Consider the following 15,638-nt stretch of genomic DNA (forward strand, 5'->3'; position numbering starts at 1 on the left):
GGCCCCCGGGCCGGGCAGGACCCCGCGAGGCGCCCCCCGGGCGCCTCGGGGACGACGGGAGCGGGCCCCCGCGTGCCGCTGTGCACGCGGGGGCCCGCCCCTGTGTGCCGGGTGCGCCCAACCACCCGGCGTCGGCTGCCCTTTCAGCCGTGGGCCGTCACCCCCCGGCCGGCAGCACGTCGTGGCACGGCGGTCGGCCAGTGGGCCGCCGCCGCGGTGGCCGCGTACCACGCGACGGCGCCCGCGGCCACGGCGAACCAACCGCCCACCTCGGCCAGGGAGTCGGCGTCCGCGAAGCGCGCGACGGCGAGCAGGACCAGCGAGACGAGAAACAACCCGTAGGTGCCCCGGTCGAGTTGGTCCCCGCCCGTCACCGTCAGGGAGAGGACCACGAGGGCGAACAGCAGCAGGAACAGGCCCACCGCGTTGTCGGAGGCCTGCGCGCCGGCGGACAGCGCCCAGGTGAACCAGAAGGCGCCGAGGGCCACGAAGGCCGTGCCGGCGGGGACGTCACGGTCACGGAAGGCGAACAGGCCGGCGACGAACAGCGCGACGCCGCCGATGTAGTGGGCGATGGATACGGCATCCGCAGCCGTCACGCCGTCGATCACGTCGGTGTACCCGAGCCCGAAGGCCAACAGGGTGACGCCGAGGGCGAGTCGGCCCACGATCGTGGTGGTGCTTCCCGCTGAGACGTCGTTGTCCACGGCGGGCTCCCTTCGTGCATGTGCAGTTGTGGTGACCGATATATGCCCTTCACAAGGGCACGAACACCTCTGCGCGCGAAGAGAGTCGAGCAGTTGGGAAGCCAGGGGCCCGGAGGATTACGGGATGACGACGACCGGGCGCTTGGCCCGCTTGGCGAGGCGCCCGGCGACGGAGCCGAACATGCGCCCCACGAGGCCGTGCGTGGAGCCGACCACGATGGCGTCCGCCTCGTACTCGCGGCCGACCTCCTCGAGTTCGTGGCAGATGTCGCCGCCGCGCTCGACCAGGATCCAGGGCACCTCGGAGAGGTAGTCCGCGCAGGCCAGCTCCAGGCCGAGGACCTCGGTGCGGTGGTCCGGCACGTCGACGAAGACCGGCGGCTCGCAGCCCGCCCACACGGTGGTGGGCAGCCGGTTGGCCACGTGGACGATGATCAGGCCCGCGCGGGAGCGGTGGGCCATGCCGATGGCGTACGCGAGGGCACGCTCACTCGAGGTGGAGCCGTCGAAGCCCACCACGACACCGTGCTGGAACGCCGGGTCGCAGGTGGGGCGCGTCTCTTCCGCCGCCAGGGGTTCGGCCGCCGTCGGGTCGGCGACCGGCCGCTTGCGGTCCGCGGGTTCGAAGAATTCGTGACCGGCCATGGCTGTCTCGGCGAATCGATCCTTAGTGGGTGGGACGACACTGAGCGGCGGAGCTGTGTCCGGGAATCATCTTCCCGACCCCATACCCCCAAGGGTACGGCGCCACGCCTCCTCAGCCCAGTTCCCGCCGCACCGGAGGTGGGGGGGGTCCCCGCACACCGTGCGCGGGGTTCCAGGGAGCATGCACGAGGGGGCGCCCGTCACGCAATGGTTGCTGCCCCGTACAGGCGGTTCGGGCGGCTTTCACCTGCCTGCCGGGGTTCCGGTGGGTGACCGGCCGGCCGGACGGGCGTTGAACCCGGTGATCCGTGCCCCCAGGGAGGCCGCCATGACCGTACCGCCCGGCGACGACAGGACGACCGAGCTCATCCGCTGGGCGGCCTTCAGCTGTGTCCTCGTCCCCGTCGTCCTTCTCTGGTACGGCAGTTCGCCGACCGGGGCGATGGGAACCGCCCTGGGTCTCGCCGCCGTCACAGCGGTGTGCCGGCTGCTGCTGCGCCGGTCCGAACGTGGCGCGGCCCGCCCGGCGCCGGAGCACCCGCACGACCGCCCGCACCACCAGGGGCACCACGCGGCCCCCGCGCCCCGTCCGGGGTCCCGCGCGTGGGGCGGGACCGGAGCACACCGAGGCACACGTCACACTGGTGGGAGCACACCGGTCGGCTGACCGGTTTCCGCGCACGCGGACGCTTCTTTTCAGCCAACTTCCGGCCCCCGCGTGTCCCGGGTGGGGAAGACCCCCTTCATGCCGTTCGACCTGCGCAAACAGCCCTCGGGATGCCCTGTGCACCCTATGGAGATTGGCCACTGCGACGAGGCGCACTTCCCTGCACCTCCCGGGAGTGCAACGCTTCGTGATCGAATGCTTCACGCCAAGTTGCCATGTCGACAATGTGCCGGGTGGCGAACCTGGTCACCCCGGCACGACGCGACACAGTAGATTCGATCTTGACTGTCTACGGCGGGGGACTCGTGCAGGACCGAGGGGAAACGTGCAGGAGCGACACAACCGAGGAGCCGCGACCACCGAGGGGGGCTTAGCAGTATGAGCCACGACTCCACTGCCGCGCCGGAAGCCGCGGCCCGGAAACTGTCCGGGCGACGCCGCAAGGAGATCGTCGCGGTGCTGCTGTTCAGCGGCGGCCCCATCTTCGAGAGTTCCATTCCGCTGTCGGTGTTCGGGATTGACCGCCAGGACGCCGGCGTGCCGCGCTACCGCTTGTTGGTGTGCGCCGGCGAGGAAGGCCCGCTGCGGACCACAGGGGGCCTGGAACTCACCGCGCCACATGGCCTGGAAGCGATCTCGCGGGCGGGCACCGTCGTGGTGCCGGCCTGGCGGTCGATAACGTCACCGCCGCCGGAGGAGGCGCTCGACGCCCTGCGCCGCGCGCACGAGGAAGGCGCCCGCATCGTCGGACTGTGCACCGGCGCCTTCGTGCTGGCGGCGGCGGGCCTGCTGGACGGCCGTCCCGCGACGACGCACTGGATGTACGCACCGACGCTGGCCAAGCGCTACCCGTCGGTGCACGTGGATCCGCGAGAACTGTTCGTGGACGACGGGGACGTGCTGACCTCCGCCGGTACGGCGGCCGGCATCGACCTGTGCCTCCACATCGTGCGCACGGACCACGGCAACGAGGCGGCCGGCGCGCTGGCCCGGCGCCTGGTGGTGCCGCCGCGCCGCTCGGGCGGTCAGGAGCGCTACCTCGACAGGTCTTTACCCGAGGAGATCGGCGCCGACCCGCTCGCCGAGGTCGTCGCCTGGGCGCTGGAGCACCTCCACGAACAGTTCGACGTGGAGACGCTCGCCGCGCGCGCGTACATGAGCCGGCGGACCTTCGACCGCCGCTTCCGGTCGCTGACGGGCAGCGCCCCGCTCCAGTGGCTGATCACGCAGCGCGTCCTGCAGGCACAGCGCCTGCTGGAGACGTCGGACTACTCGGTGGACGAGGTGGCGGGCCGGTGCGGCTTCCGCTCACCGGTCGCGCTGCGCGGCCACTTCCGCCGTCAGCTGGGCTCGTCCCCGGCCGCCTACCGGGCGGCGTACCGGGCGCGCCGGCCGCAGGGGGAACGCACGCCGGAGCCCGAGGCCCCGTCGCCGTCCCCGTCCGCCCCGCCGCAGTCCGCGGCGCCCTCCCCGATCGGCCCGGCCGCGGGGCTGCACCCGGACTCCGCGGTCCCGATGCAGACCCGCCGCACGGCGGCCGGGGTCGGCTCGGGCCTGCCGCAGGCGAGCCTGCCGGGGCAGCGCAGCGGAGCCTGACGCACGAGGACCGGGGGCCCGTGCCCCGATGGACCGGGGGTCACCCGCCCCCGGTCCCGTCCGGCTGCCCGGCCGCGTCCCGCGGGGTGCGCGCGCACGGGACGTCCGCAAAGCGCGGCGTCAGCCTTAGGGTGGTCGCATGAACGATCGCATGGTGTGGATCGACTGCGAGATGACCGGCCTCTCGCTGTCCGACGACGCGCTCATCGAGGTTGCCGCCCTCGTCACCGACTCCGAGCTGAACATCCTCGGCGACGGGGTGGACATCGTCATCCGGCCGCCCGACGCGGCGCTGGAGACGATGCCGGAGGTCGTGCGTCAGATGCACACCACGTCCGGCCTGCTCGCCGAGCTGCCCGGCGGCACGACGCTCGCGGACGCCGAGGAGCAGGTCCTCGCCTACATCCGCGAACACGTCAAGGAGCCCGGCAAGGCGCCCCTGTGCGGCAACTCCGTCGGCACCGACCGCGGCTTCCTGCTGCGGGACATGCCGACCCTGGAGGACTACCTCCACTACCGCATCGTCGACGTCTCCTCCGTCAAGGAGCTGGCCCGCCGCTGGTACCCCCGGGCGTACTTCAACAGCCCGGAGAAGAACGGCAACCACCGCGCGCTCGCCGACATCCGCGAGTCCATCGCCGAACTCCGGTACTACCGCGAGGCCATCTTCGTGCCCCAGCCGGGCCCCGACTCCGACACCGCCCGCACCATCGCCGCCAAGCACGTCCTTCCTGCTCAGCAGGGCTGACCGGCCCCCCGCCTGGGGCCCCGGGAAAGCCGGGCGCGAGCACCCCTTCGGACCCTGTACACTTTTTCTCGGCCGGTCGGGGAAACGACGAAGTCGAACCGCCGGTCATGGTGGGTGTAGCTCAGCTGGTAGAGCACCTGGTTGTGGTCCAGGATGCCGCGGGTTCGAGTCCCGTCACTCACCCTTCGTCATCAGCCGGTGACCTCTCGTGGAGGTCACCGGCTGATGCGTTTCCCGGGCCGACCCGTTCTCCGGACTCCACCTCCGGACTCCGCTCCGGAAAACCCGCGCCCTGCGCCGCGCCCGCCCCCGTACCCTCGCCGGATGCGTCCCGAGCCGATCGTCACCGCCCGTCTGGACCTCCTGCCGCTGCGCCCCGATCACGCCGCCGAGATGGCCGCCGTGCTCGCCGACCCGGAGCTGTACGCGTTCATCGGCGGCTCCCCCGCCACGCCCGACGAGCTGCGCCGGCGCTACGAGCGCCTGGCCGCCGGGTCCCCCGACCCGGCCGTGTCCTGGTGCAACTGGGTCGTACGGGCCCGGGAGGAGGGGGCCCTGGTGGGCACCGTCCAGGCCACGGTCACCCCGGGTGCCGGACGGGCCGAGGTGGCCTGGGTGGTGGGGACGCCCTGGCAGGGGCGCGGGTACGCCGCCGAGGCAGCCCGGTCACTGGTCGGCCGGCTGCGCGAGCGGGGCGTGCGGACCGTCGTGGCCCACATCCACCCCGGGCACCACGCCTCGGCCGCGGTCGCCGGGGCGGCGGGCCTGGCCCCGACCGACGAGCAGCAGGACGGCGAGACGCGCTGGCGCCTGGACCTGCCGTAGGCGCAGCGGCGGAGCCGGGCACAACGGCCGTCCTGCGGGCGGCCGGGGAACCGCGTACGGCGCGAGCTCCCCCGGCCGCCGGTCAGGACGAGGCCCGTACCTCCAGCTCCGTCGCCAGCACGACCCGGCGGCGCTCCAGCCCCCGCGACACCGCCGGCCGGCGGTCCGCGATCTCGGTGAGGAGCAGGTCCAGCATGCGGCGGCCCATCTCCTCGATCGGCTGGCGCACGCTGGTCAGCGGCGGGTCCATGTGGCGGGCGATGGCCGAGTCGTCGTAACCGACGAGCGCGACGTCCTCGGGGATGCGCCGGCCGACCTCGCGCAGCACCTGCCGGGCGCCCGCCGCCATCACGTCCGAGCCGGCGAAGACCGCGTCCAGGTCGGGGTGGCGGGCGAGCAGCTCGGTCATCGCGCGGCGGCCGCCCTCTTCGGTGAAGTCACCCTGCTCCACCAGGGACTCCCGCACCTCGTGCCCGGCGTCGCGCAGGGCGTCGCGGTAGCCGTCGACGCGGCGCTGGGCGCCGTAGACGTCCAGGCGGCCGGTGATGTGGGCGATGAGGCGGCGGCCGCCGGACAGCAGGTGTTCCACGGCCGAGCGGCCGCCGCCGTAGTTGTCGGAGTCGACCGAGGGCAGGGTCTCCGCCTCGGACCTCGGGCCGGAGATCACCGCGGGGATCTCCAGCTGGGACAGCAGGTCCGGCAGCGGGTCGTCGGCGTGCACGGAGACCAGCAGCACCCCGTCGACGCGGTGGGCCGCGAGGTACTGCGCGAGGCGCTGCCGCTCCCGGTCGCTGCCCGCGAAGATCAGCAGCAACTGCATCTCGGTCTCGGACAGTTCGGCGCCCACACCGCGCAGCATGTCGGAGAAGTACGGCTCGGCGAAGAAGCGGGTCTCCGGCTCGGGCACGACCAGCGCGATCGCGTCCGTGCGGTTGGCGGCCAGGGCGCGGGCCGCGGTGTTGGGGACGTAGCCGAGCTCGGCGACGGCCGCCTCGACCGCGGCGCGCGTGGTGTCGCTCACCCGCGGGGAGCCGTTGATCACCCGGGAGACCGTGCCGCGGCCCACGCCGGCGCGCGCGGCGACCTCTTCCAGGGTCGGCCTGCCGCCGCTCCGCCCCCGCGCTCCGTGGCCTGCCATGGGCTCCGCCTTCCCGCCGTCGTCAACGCGCTGGCCTGGAATCTAACAGTCGCGTCCATGGGCACCACCGCCACCTGGGCGGATGATGGGTCCGGCGGCCCCCGTACGAAACGTACCGCTCGCCGCGTTAGTTAACAGGCCGATAACTGAACGCACCTTCGCGCGTCACCACCCTTGACACCCCCGCCCGAACCGACGACTCTTCAACACATCACTTGTGGGAGCGCTCCCACAGTACCTGGCACATACATATCCCGCACGTTCCCCGCCCGAGCCGCAAGCGTGAACTAACGGGCCCAACAATGCAGTTGGCCGGGGGGTCGGCACGTCAGGGCAACAGGAGGACGCAATGCGAGCATTCACCCGTACCGCCCGCCGGGCGGTAGTCCTGGCGGCGGTGGCGTCGCTCGGCGCCGGGTTGCTGGCCGGCTGTGCCGACGACGGCAACGACAGCGACTCGGACGGGTCGTCGTCCGGTGGCGGCAGCGGCAAGACCACGGTCACGCTGGGCCTTTTCGGTACGTTCGGCTTCAAGGAAGCCGGACTCTACACCGAGTACGAGAAGCTGCACCCGAACATCAAGATCGCCGAGAACGTCGTCGAGCGCAACGAGAACTACTACCCCGCCCTCCTCAACCACCTCACCACGAACAGCGGCCTGCAGGACGTCCAGGCCGTCGAGGTGGGCAACATCTCGGAGATCGTCTCCACCCAGGCGGGCAAGCTCACGGACCTGTCCAAGGTTTCGGGCGTGAACAAGAGCAACTGGCTGGACTGGAAGTGGCAGCAGGCCACCACCAAGGACGGCCAGACCGTGGGCCTGGGCACCGACATCGGCCCGATGGCCGTCTGCTACCGCAAGGACCTCTTCCAGCAGGCCGGTCTGCCCACCGACCGCAACGAGGTCGCCAAGCTGTGGGCCGGTGACTGGAACAAGCTGGTCACCGCCGGTGAGACGTACAAGAAGAAGGCCCCCAAGGGCACCACCTTCTGGGACTCCCCCGGCGGCCTGCTCAACGCCGTCCTCAGCAGCGAGGAGAAGAAGTTCTACGACGAGTCCGGCAACGTCATCTACAAGACGAACCCGGCCGTGAAGAACGCCTTCACCCTCACCGCGAAGGCCGCCCAGGAGGGCCTGGTGGGCGCCCAGACCCAGTTCCAGCCCACCTGGGACCAGACCATCGCCAACACCAAGTTCGCCGCGATGGCCTGCCCGCCCTGGATGCTCGGCTACATCAAGGGCAAGTCGAAGCCCGACGCGGCCGGCAAGTGGGACGTCGCCGTGGCGCCGAAGTCCGGCAACTGGGGCGGTTCCTTCCTGTCGGTGCCCAAGAGCGCCAAGCACGCCAAGGAGGCCCAGGAGCTGGTGGCCTGGCTGACCGCGCCGGCGCAGCAGGCGAAGCTGTTCGCCGTGCAGGGCTCCTTCCCGAGCGCGCCGAGCACGTACACCATGTCGGAGGTGACCAGCGCCAAGAACGACATGACGGGTGACACCCCGATCGGTGAGATCTTCGGTGCGGCCGCCAAGCAGATCCCCGTGCAGGTGATCGGCCCGAAGGACCAGATCATCCAGCAGGGTCTGACCGACAACGGCGTCATCCTCGTCACCAAGGGCAAGTCGCCCGAGGAGGCCTGGAAGACGGCCACCAAGACCATCGACAACAACCTGGACAAGTGACCCGTATGTCCACCCGTCACGACATCGCCGCGCCCCCCGCTGAGGGGGGCGCGGCCCCGGGCCGCCCGGCCCCGGGCACCGGGCCGACGGAGGCGGACAGGCGCCGGCGTGCCCGGCTCTCCCGCCGCTGGCAGCGCGACCTGCGCTGGAGCCCCTACGCGTTCGTCTCGCCGTTCTTCGTGCTGTTCCTGGCCTTCGGCCTGTTCCCGCTGATCTACACCGGCTGGGCGTCGCTGCACCAGGTGGAGCTGACCGCGCCCACCGACATGACGTGGGTGGGACTGCGCAACTACACGCGGATCTTCGACGACGAATTCTTCTGGAACGCGGCGAAGAACACCCTGCTGATCGGGATCATCTCCACGGTCCCGCAGCTGCTGATGGCCATGGGCATCGCCCACATCCTCAACTACAAGCTGCGCGCCTCGACCTTCTACCGGGTCGTGATGCTCGCGCCGTACGCCACCTCGATCGCCGCCGCCTCCCTGGTGTTCGTGCTGCTCTTCGGGCGCGACTACGGCATGATCAACTGGGCTCTGGACCAGGTCGGCATCGGCAAGGTCGACTGGCAGAACGACCACTGGGCCTCGAAGATCGCGGTCTCCTCGATCATCATCTGGCGCTGGACCGGCTACAACGCGCTGATCTACCTGGCGGCGATGCAGGCGATCCCGCAGGACCTGTACGAGTCGGCGGCGCTGGACGGCGCCAGCCGCTGGCAGCAGTTCCTGCACGTGACGCTGCCGTCGCTGCGGCCCACCATCCTGTTCACGGCGGTCGTCTCGACGATCGGCGCGAGCCAGGTCTTCGGCGAGCCGCTGCTGTTCGACGCGAACAAGGGCGCGTCGGGCGGCGCGGAGCACCAGTTCCAGACGCTGGGCCTGTACCTGTACGAGCAGGGCTGGGTGAACCAGCACCTCGGCCGGGCCTCGGCGATCGCCTGGACGATGTTCCTGATCCTCATCGTGATCGGCATCGTCAACTACGTCATCTCGCGCCGGCTGCGCGCCAGTAGTTAAGGAGTACGGCCGTGACGACGACCCTGACGAAACCCGAGGACGCAGCGCCGCCCGTGCGCAAGTCCCGCAAGCCCCGTGCCGCCCGGGCCGGCGGGCACATGCACGGGGGCCCGATCGCCTACGCGATCCTGGTCCTGTTCTCCATCGGCTCGCTGTTCCCGCTGGTGTGGACGGCGATCGCCGCCTCCCGGGACAACAACCGGCTGGCGCAGACCCCGCCGCCGTTCTGGTTCGGCTCCAACCTCTTCCACAACCTGGACGTGGCCTGGACCGACGCGAACCTGGGCGAGGCGTTCGTCAACACCACCTTCGTGGCGGGCGTGTCGGCGCTGACCATCGTCTTCCTGTCGACGATCGCCGGGTTCGCCTTCGCCAAGCTGCGCTTCCGCGGCCGTGGCGCGCTGATGCTGCTGGTGATCGGCACGATGATGGTGCCGCCGCAGCTCAGCGTGATCCCGCTGTACATGATGGTCGCCAAGCTCGACTGGACCGACCAGCTCCAGGCGGTCATCTTCCCGTCGCTGGTGAGCGCGTTCGGTGTGTTCTTCATGCGCCAGTACCTGATCCAGGCGCTGCCGGACGAGCTGATCGAGGCGGCCCGGATGGACGGCGCGAGCAGCTGGCGCGTGGTGTGGCACATCGTCTTCCCCGCGGCGCGGCCCGCGATGGCGGTGCTGGGCATGCTGATGTTCGTGCAGACCTGGAACGACTTCCTGTGGCCGTTCCTGGTGCTGACCCAGACCGGCAACCCGACCGTGCAGGTCGCGGTGGCGGGGCTGGGCCGTGGCTACACGCCCGACCAGTCGCTGATCATGGCGGGCGCGCTGCTCGGCACGCTGCCGCTGCTGCTGGTCTTCGCGATCTTCGGCAAGCAGATCGTGGGCGGGATCATGCAGGGCGCCGTGAAGGGCTGAGCCGCCGCCCGTCCTGTGCGCCGTTCCCCAGGGGGCCGGGTCACCGTCGCCTCGGCCCCTTTTCCTTCCGCCCTCCCGCCGCCTCCCCCTCCTTCTCTTCGTTCTCTTCCTCCTCCCCCTCCCCACCCCCTGTTCTTCCCCTTCGTCCTCCGTAGGTCTAGACGACCACTTTGGGAGCGCTTCCATGCCTGAGTCCGCACAGCCGGAGACCCCGATCCTGGTGAGCCCGGCAGCACCGGAGAGCCCGGTGACCTTCCCCCCCGCCTTCCTCTGGGGCGCGGCGACGTCCGCCTACCAGATCGAGGGCGCGGTGCGGGAGGACGGCCGTACGCCGTCGATCTGGGACACGTTCAGCCACACGCCCGGCAAGACCGCGGGCGGCGAGACCGGTGACATCGCTGTCGACCACTACCACCGCTACCGCGAGGACGTGGCGATGATGGCGGACCTCGGTCTGACGGCGTACCGCTTCTCGGTCTCCTGGTCGCGGGTGCAGCCGACGGGCCGCGGGCCGGCCGTCCAGGTGGGCCTGGACTTCTACCGGCGCCTGGTGGACGAGCTGCTGCAGCACGGCATCACCCCCGCGGTCACGCTCTACCACTGGGACCTGCCGCAGGAGCTGGAGGACGCGGGCGGCTGGCCGGAGCGCGACACCGCGTACCGCTTCGCCGAGTACGCGCAGATCGTCGGCGAGGCGCTCGGCGACCGGGTGGAGCACTGGATCACCCTCAACGAGCCGTGGTGCAGCGCCTTCCTGGGCTACGGCTCCGGGGTGCACGCGCCCGGCCGTACCGACCCGGCGGCCTCGCTGCGCGCCGCCCACCACCTCAACCTGGCGCACGGGCTCGCCACGTCGGCGCTGCGCTCGGTGATGCCGACCCGCAACGAGGTGGCGATCAGCCTCAACTCCTCGGTCGTGCGGCCCCTTTCGCAGGACCCGGCCGACGTGGCCGCGGCCCGCAAGATCGACGACCTGGCCAACGGCGTGTTCCACGGCCCGATCCTGCACGGCGCCTACCCCAAGTCGCTGTTCGAGGCGACCCGTTCGGTGACCGACTGGTCGTTCGTCCAGGACGGCGACCTGGAGGTCATCCACCAGCCGCTGAACGCGCTGGGCCTGAACTACTACACGCCCACCCTGGTGTCGGCGGCGGACCCGCAGCTGAGCGGTCCGCGGGCGGACGGCCACGGGGCCAGCGAGCACTCGCCCTGGCCGGCCTCGGACGACGTGGCGTTCCACCAGACGCCGGGCGACCGCACGGAGATGGGCTGGTCGGTCGACCCGTCCGGGCTGCACGAGCTGATCATGCGCTACACGCGCGAGGCCCCCGGCCTGCCGATCTACATCACCGAGAACGGCGCGGCCTACGACGACAAGCCCGCCGCCGACGGCACCGTGCACGACCCGGAGCGCATCGCCTACCTGCACGGCCACCTCGCGGCGGTCCGCCGCGCCATCACCGACGGCGCCGACGTGCGCGGCTACTTCCTGTGGTCGCTGATGGACAACTTCGAGTGGGCGTACGGCTACGAGAAGCGGTTCGGCGCGGTGTACGTGGACTACGCGACGCTGGAGCGGACCCCGAAGTCCAGCGCGCGCTGGTACGAGCGGGCCGCCCGCACGGGCGTGCTCCCGGAGGTCGACGCGCGGTAGGGCGGCACGAGAACCCCCCGGACCCGCCTGAGGGTGGCGGAGTCCGGGGTGGCAGGGGGAGGTCGGGGGACGGGGCGCGGCACGTCGTGGGGGCGTGCCGCGCCCTGCTGTGTGCCCGGCTCAGCGCGGGACGCGGACCACGGCCACCTCGCCGGCGCCGATCTCGACCAGGCCGTCGGGCAGGGGGGTGCCGGTGAGGAGTTCGGTGGCCTCCTCCGGGACCCGGACGCGGGCGCCGTCGCCGCCGTGGTCGATGAGGAAGAGGTAGTCGGCGTCCTCGCCGCGCCGCCGGGCGGCCTCCACGCCCTCGGGCACCCCGTCCAGGACGGGCCGTACGCCGGCCTCGGCGCACATGCCGAGCAGCAGCTCGCCGAGGGTGGCCGCGTCCGGGTGGGTCGCCACGTACCAGGCGGTGCCCTCGCCGTGGGTGTGGCGGGTCACCGCGGGCACCCCGGCCAGCGGGCCGTCCGCGTACGCCGTGACCGCCCGCGCCCCGGCCAGGCGCACCCGCTCCGACCAGAGGGTGGCCGTGCCGCCGCCGGTCAGGGTGCGCGTCTCGCCCGGCAGCAGCGGGAAGAGCTCGTCGGTGCGCACGCCCAGGGCCTCGCGGAAGGCGCCCGGGTAGCCGCCCGGCCGGACGTGGCAGGAGGCGTCCACCATGCCGCTGTGGAAGCCGACCGCGAGGGTGCCGCCCCGGGCGGCGTGGGCGGTCAGGTTGGCGGCGCCCGCGTCGTCCACCAGGTACAGGCTGGGCGCCAGCACCAGGCGGTACGCGGACAGGTCGGCGTCCGGGCGGACGAAGTCCACCGCGACACCGGCCCGCCACAGCGGCTCGTACCAGGAGCGGACCCGGTCGAGGAAGCGGACCTCCTCGCTGGGCTGGGACGGCAGTTCCACGGCCCAGCGGGCGTCCCAGTCCCAGACGACGGCCACGTCGGCGGGGCTGCGGCTGCCCTTGACCTCGGCGAGCGCCGCCAGGTCGGCGCCGAGGCGGACCACGTCCTGCCAGATGCGGCTGTCGGTGCCCGCGTGGGGCAGCATCGCCGAATGCCACTGCTCGGCGCCCGCCCGGGCGGCCCGCCACTGGAAGTAGGCGACGCCGTCCGCGCCCCGGGCCACGTGGGCGAGGGCGTTGCGCCGCAACTCACCGGGGTTCTTGGCCCGGTTGACCGGCTGCCAGTTCACGGCGCCGGTGGAGTGCTCCATCAGCAGCCACGGTGCACCGCCCGCGAGGGAGCGCACGAGGTCGCCGCTGAGCGCTAGGTCGACGTACGGCTCGGGGTCGGTGGAGAACAGGTAGTGGTCGTTGGACACCACGTCCAGCTCCGGTGCCCAGCGCCAGTAGTCGAGGGCGTCGAAGGCGGGCATGACCATGAAGTTGGTGGTGGCGGGGACCTCAGGGGCCGCCTCGCGCAGCACCGCCACCTCGGCCCGGCACAGGGACAGCAGCGCGTCGGAGCAGAAGCGGCGCCAGTCCAGCCGGTGGGTGGGGTTGGGCACCGCGCCCGTCGCGCGGGGCGGCAGGACCTCCTCCCAGTCGTAGTACCACTGGCTCCAGAAGGTGGTGCCCCAGGCGGTGTTGAGGGCCTCCAGGTCGTCGCCGTACCGGTCCCGCAGCCAGATACGGAAGGCGGCCGCGCTGGTGTCGCAGTAGCACTCGGCGTTGTGGCAGCCGTACTCGTTGTGGACGTGCCACATGCGGACCGCGGGGTGGTCGGCGTACCGCTCGGCGAGGGCGCCCGCGATGCGCAGCGCGGCCTGCCGGTAGGCGGGGCTGGACGGGCAGAACGTCTGGCGGCTGCCGTAGGACAGGGTGCGGCCGTCCCGGTCGACGGGCAGCGCCCGCGGGTGGGCGCGGAAGAACCAGGCGGGCGGGGCCGCGGTGGGCGTGGCGAGGTCGGCGGCGATGCCGTTCTCGTGCAGGAGGTCCAGGACCTTGTCCAGGCGCGAGAAGTCGTACACGCCCTCGGAGGGCTCCAGCAGGGCCCAGGCGAAGATGCCGACGCTGACCATGTTCACCCCGGCCTCGCGCATCAGGCGCATGTCCTCGGCCCACACCTCCTCGGGCCACTGCTCGGGGTTGTAGTCGCCGCCGTAGGCGATTCCGGACACGGACAGGGTGCGCTTCACGGTGGTCCTTTTCGGGGTGCGGGCGCGTCAGCCCTTGGCGGAGCCGAGGGTGAGGCCGCTGACGAACTGCCGCTGGAGCAGGAAGTACACGATCAGGGTGGGGATCGCGGTGAGCAGGGCGCCCGCGGCGACCAGGTTGGGGTCGGTGAAGTACTGCCCGGACAGGTTGTTCAGCGCCGAGGTGATCGGCATGTTGTCGCCGGTGGAGATCAGCACCAGCGCCCAGAAGAAGTCGTTGTAGATCCAGATGGACAGCAGGGTGGCCAGGGCGGCCATCGCGGGCTTGCACAGCGGGAGCGTGATCTGCCAGTACAGGCGCCACGCCGACGCCCCGTCCACCAGCGCGGCCTCGGTCAGCTCGTGCGGCAGGGAGCGCATGTAGTTCGACAGCACGAAGGCGCAGAACCCGGACTGGAACGCCACGTGGATCAGCACCAGGCCGAGCGCCGAGTCGTACAGCTTGCCGCTGGCGGTGATGCCCGGCAGGTCGGTCAGCAGGTACATCCGGTACAGCGGGGTGATGATGACCTGCTGGGGCAGCAGGTTGCCGGCGGTGAACACCAGCAGCAGCGCCAGGTTGAGCCGGAAGTCGAAGCGGCTGACGTAGAAGGCCACCATCGACGACAGGAACAGCGTCAGCAGCACGGCCGGCACCGCGATGAGCAGTGTGTTGCCGAAGTAGTGCAGCATGTCCGACTGCTCGAAGGCGTGGGTGAAGTTGTCCAGGCTCAGCGTGTCCGGCCAGGAGACGTACCCCTTGGTGCTGGTCTCGCTGTAGGGGCGCAGTGCGGAGAAGACGGCCCACAGCAGCGGTGCCAGCCAGGCCAGCGCGGTGCCGGCCAGGAAGACGTGCAGCAGGACGCGGGCGGGGCGCACGGGGGTGCGCCGCTTGGCGGGCGGGGCGCCGGCCGGCGTGCTCAGGGTGCTCATGCGCGCCGCTCCTTCCGGAAGGTCGCGATCAGGTAGGGGATGATCACGATCAGCGAGATCACCAGCAGGACCACCGCGATCGCCGAGCCGTACCCGATGCGGCTGGACTCGCCGATGATGTTGTTGGTGACCAGGATCGACAGCAGCTCGGTGCCCTGGGCGCCCTTGTTGAACACGAAGACGAGGTCGAAGGCGCGCAGCGCCTCGATGATCGTCACGACCAGCACGACGGTGTTGGTCGGGCGCAGGGTCGGGAAGATGACGCTCTTGAACGTCTGCCACTCGTTGGCGCCGTCCAGCGCGGAGGCCTCCCGCAGCGAGGGGTCGACGCTCTTCAGGCCGGCCAGGTAGAGGATCATCATGTAGCCGGTGTGCCGCCAGGAGGCCGCGACCAGCACCGCCCACAGGTTGAGGTCGGGGTCGCCGATCCAGTCGATGTAGTGGCCCGGCTCGTTGGCCCCGATGATGCTGTTGATCAGCCCGGTGTCGGGGTTGTAGACGAGCTGCCAGACGAAGCCGATGCAGGCCATGGAGATGACCACGGGCAGGAAGAACGCCGTCTGGTAGACCCGGCTGAAGCGGATCCGCTTGTCCAGCTGGACCGCGAGGAACAGCCCGAACGGGGTCGGGACGAGGATGAGCACCACGAACCAGATGACGTTGTGCTGGACGGCCGGCCAGAACTGCGGGTTGTCGTCGAACAGCTGGGTGAAGTTCTGCAGTCCGACCCACTTGATGGAGTCGAAGCCGATGCCGTCCCAGGTGGTGAAGGCCAGGAAGATCGACGCGATCGCGGTGACCCAGACCAGGGCCACGTGCAGCACGGTCGGCACCCCGGCCATCAGGCCCAGGGTGATCCGGTCGCGGCGGGTCAGCAGGCGCTTGTGCCCCTGCCGGTCCCGCCCGGTGCCGGAGGCGCGCCGCGGAGGCGGCACGGCGGCCGCCTCCGGGGACTTCGTGGGGGTGTCGGTCGCCATCTCGCGCGCG

The 15,638-nt window shown here is 71.4% G+C and carries 14 protein-coding genes and 1 tRNA gene; 9 read left to right on the forward strand and 6 right to left on the reverse strand.

Annotated features, from left to right (window positions below):
- Positions 1–143 precede the first annotated feature (143 nt).
- Complete coding sequence (locus E4U91_RS12980) at positions 144–707, reverse strand: GPR1/FUN34/YaaH family transporter (RefSeq protein ID WP_137307002.1); 564 nt, start codon at positions 705–707, stop codon at positions 144–146.
- Positions 708–824: 117 nt separating this feature from the next.
- A complete protein-coding gene (locus E4U91_RS12985) occupies positions 825–1,352 on the reverse strand; it encodes a universal stress protein (protein WP_137307003.1) in 528 nt (175 codons plus the stop codon).
- Positions 1,353–1,680: 328 nt separating this feature from the next.
- On the opposite strand from E4U91_RS12985, the gene E4U91_RS12990 reads away from it, so the two are divergent.
- The 5 genes from E4U91_RS12990 (at position 1,681) to E4U91_RS13010 (ending at position 5,188) form a co-directional block, all read left to right on the forward strand.
- Positions 1,681–2,019 (forward strand): hypothetical protein, encoded by a 339-nt coding sequence (locus tag E4U91_RS12990; protein WP_137307004.1) that lies wholly within the window; start codon positions 1,681–1,683, stop codon positions 2,017–2,019.
- A gap of 378 nt (positions 2,020–2,397) precedes the next feature.
- Positions 2,398–3,615 (forward strand): helix-turn-helix domain-containing protein, encoded by a 1,218-nt coding sequence (locus tag E4U91_RS12995; RefSeq protein WP_137307005.1) that lies wholly within the window; start codon positions 2,398–2,400, stop codon positions 3,613–3,615.
- Between the two features lie 139 nt (positions 3,616–3,754).
- On the forward strand, positions 3,755–4,363 hold the full coding sequence (gene orn / locus E4U91_RS13000) for an oligoribonuclease (RefSeq protein WP_137307006.1): 609 nt from the start codon (positions 3,755–3,757) through the stop codon (positions 4,361–4,363).
- 110 nt (positions 4,364–4,473) lie between these two features.
- Positions 4,474–4,546, forward strand: a tRNA-His gene (locus E4U91_RS13005).
- Between the two features lie 141 nt (positions 4,547–4,687).
- Positions 4,688–5,188 (forward strand): GNAT family N-acetyltransferase, encoded by a 501-nt coding sequence (locus E4U91_RS13010; protein WP_137307007.1) that lies wholly within the window; start codon positions 4,688–4,690, stop codon positions 5,186–5,188.
- An 82-nt stretch (positions 5,189–5,270) separates the two neighbouring features.
- Here the strand turns inward: E4U91_RS13010 and E4U91_RS13015 are convergent, their stop codons facing one another.
- Complete coding sequence (locus E4U91_RS13015; RefSeq protein WP_137307008.1) at positions 5,271–6,326, reverse strand: LacI family DNA-binding transcriptional regulator; 1,056 nt, start codon at positions 6,324–6,326, stop codon at positions 5,271–5,273.
- A gap of 349 nt (positions 6,327–6,675) precedes the next feature.
- On the opposite strand from E4U91_RS13015, the gene E4U91_RS13020 reads away from it, so the two are divergent.
- The 4 genes from E4U91_RS13020 (at position 6,676) to E4U91_RS13035 (ending at position 11,591) form a co-directional block, all read left to right on the forward strand.
- Positions 6,676–8,004 (forward strand): ABC transporter substrate-binding protein, encoded by a 1,329-nt coding sequence (locus E4U91_RS13020; protein ID WP_137307009.1) that lies wholly within the window; start codon positions 6,676–6,678, stop codon positions 8,002–8,004.
- 5 nt (positions 8,005–8,009) lie between these two features.
- Positions 8,010–9,023 carry a carbohydrate ABC transporter permease gene (locus E4U91_RS13025; protein ID WP_137307010.1) on the forward strand — a complete coding sequence of 338 codons (1,014 nt, stop codon included), beginning with the start codon at positions 8,010–8,012 and terminating at the stop codon, positions 9,021–9,023.
- An 11-nt stretch (positions 9,024–9,034) separates the two neighbouring features.
- Positions 9,035–9,937: a carbohydrate ABC transporter permease gene (locus E4U91_RS13030; RefSeq protein ID WP_137301349.1), complete on the forward strand. Its 903-nt coding sequence runs from the start codon at positions 9,035–9,037 to the stop codon at positions 9,935–9,937.
- A gap of 184 nt (positions 9,938–10,121) precedes the next feature.
- Positions 10,122–11,591 (forward strand): GH1 family beta-glucosidase, encoded by a 1,470-nt coding sequence (locus tag E4U91_RS13035; protein ID WP_137307011.1) that lies wholly within the window; start codon positions 10,122–10,124, stop codon positions 11,589–11,591.
- A gap of 120 nt (positions 11,592–11,711) precedes the next feature.
- Here the strand turns inward: E4U91_RS13035 and E4U91_RS13040 are convergent, their stop codons facing one another.
- Genes E4U91_RS13040 through E4U91_RS13050 form a run of 3 tightly spaced genes read right to left on the reverse strand, consistent with a single transcriptional unit; the run spans position 11,712 to position 15,628 of the window.
- Entirely contained in the window at positions 11,712–13,721 is a 2,010-nt protein-coding gene (locus E4U91_RS13040) for a beta-galactosidase (protein ID WP_137307012.1), read from the reverse strand.
- A gap of 27 nt (positions 13,722–13,748) precedes the next feature.
- Positions 13,749–14,651, reverse strand: coding sequence for a carbohydrate ABC transporter permease (locus E4U91_RS13045; RefSeq protein ID WP_137307013.1), 903 nt, complete (start codon positions 14,649–14,651; stop codon positions 13,749–13,751).
- Positions 14,648–15,628, reverse strand: a complete 981-nt coding sequence (locus E4U91_RS13050; protein WP_137307014.1) for a carbohydrate ABC transporter permease — start codon at positions 15,626–15,628, stop codon at positions 14,648–14,650. The genes E4U91_RS13045 and E4U91_RS13050 overlap by 4 nt, the downstream gene beginning before the upstream one ends.
- Positions 15,629–15,638 lie beyond the last annotated feature (10 nt).

It is taken from the genome of Streptomyces lasalocidi, from assembly GCF_005280215.1.
Taxonomy (GTDB): Bacteria; Actinomycetota; Actinomycetes; order Streptomycetales; family Streptomycetaceae; genus Streptomyces; species Streptomyces longwoodensis.

What these genes read in the sequence shown, in the direction of transcription:
- E4U91_RS13025 (WP_137307010.1), top strand. Translation starts at nt 8,010, where the DNA reads ATGTCCACCCGTCACGACATCGCCGCGCCCCCCGCTGAGGGGGGCGCG.
- E4U91_RS13015 (WP_137307008.1), bottom strand. Translation starts at nt 6,326, where the DNA reads ATGGCAGGCCACGGAGCGCGGGGGCGGAGCGGCGGCAGGCCGACCCTG.
- E4U91_RS13020 (WP_137307009.1), top strand. Translation starts at nt 6,676, where the DNA reads ATGCGAGCATTCACCCGTACCGCCCGCCGGGCGGTAGTCCTGGCGGCG.
- E4U91_RS13045 (WP_137307013.1), bottom strand. Translation starts at nt 14,651, where the DNA reads ATGAGCACCCTGAGCACGCCGGCCGGCGCCCCGCCCGCCAAGCGGCGC.
- E4U91_RS12990 (WP_137307004.1), top strand. Translation starts at nt 1,681, where the DNA reads ATGACCGTACCGCCCGGCGACGACAGGACGACCGAGCTCATCCGCTGG.
- E4U91_RS13035 (WP_137307011.1), top strand. Translation starts at nt 10,122, where the DNA reads ATGCCTGAGTCCGCACAGCCGGAGACCCCGATCCTGGTGAGCCCGGCA.
- E4U91_RS12985 (WP_137307003.1), bottom strand. Translation starts at nt 1,352, where the DNA reads ATGGCCGGTCACGAATTCTTCGAACCCGCGGACCGCAAGCGGCCGGTC.
- E4U91_RS13010 (WP_137307007.1), top strand. Translation starts at nt 4,688, where the DNA reads ATGCGTCCCGAGCCGATCGTCACCGCCCGTCTGGACCTCCTGCCGCTG.
- E4U91_RS12995 (WP_137307005.1), top strand. Translation starts at nt 2,398, where the DNA reads ATGAGCCACGACTCCACTGCCGCGCCGGAAGCCGCGGCCCGGAAACTG.
- E4U91_RS13050 (WP_137307014.1), bottom strand. Translation starts at nt 15,628, where the DNA reads ATGGCGACCGACACCCCCACGAAGTCCCCGGAGGCGGCCGCCGTGCCG.
- orn (WP_137307006.1), top strand. Translation starts at nt 3,755, where the DNA reads ATGAACGATCGCATGGTGTGGATCGACTGCGAGATGACCGGCCTCTCG.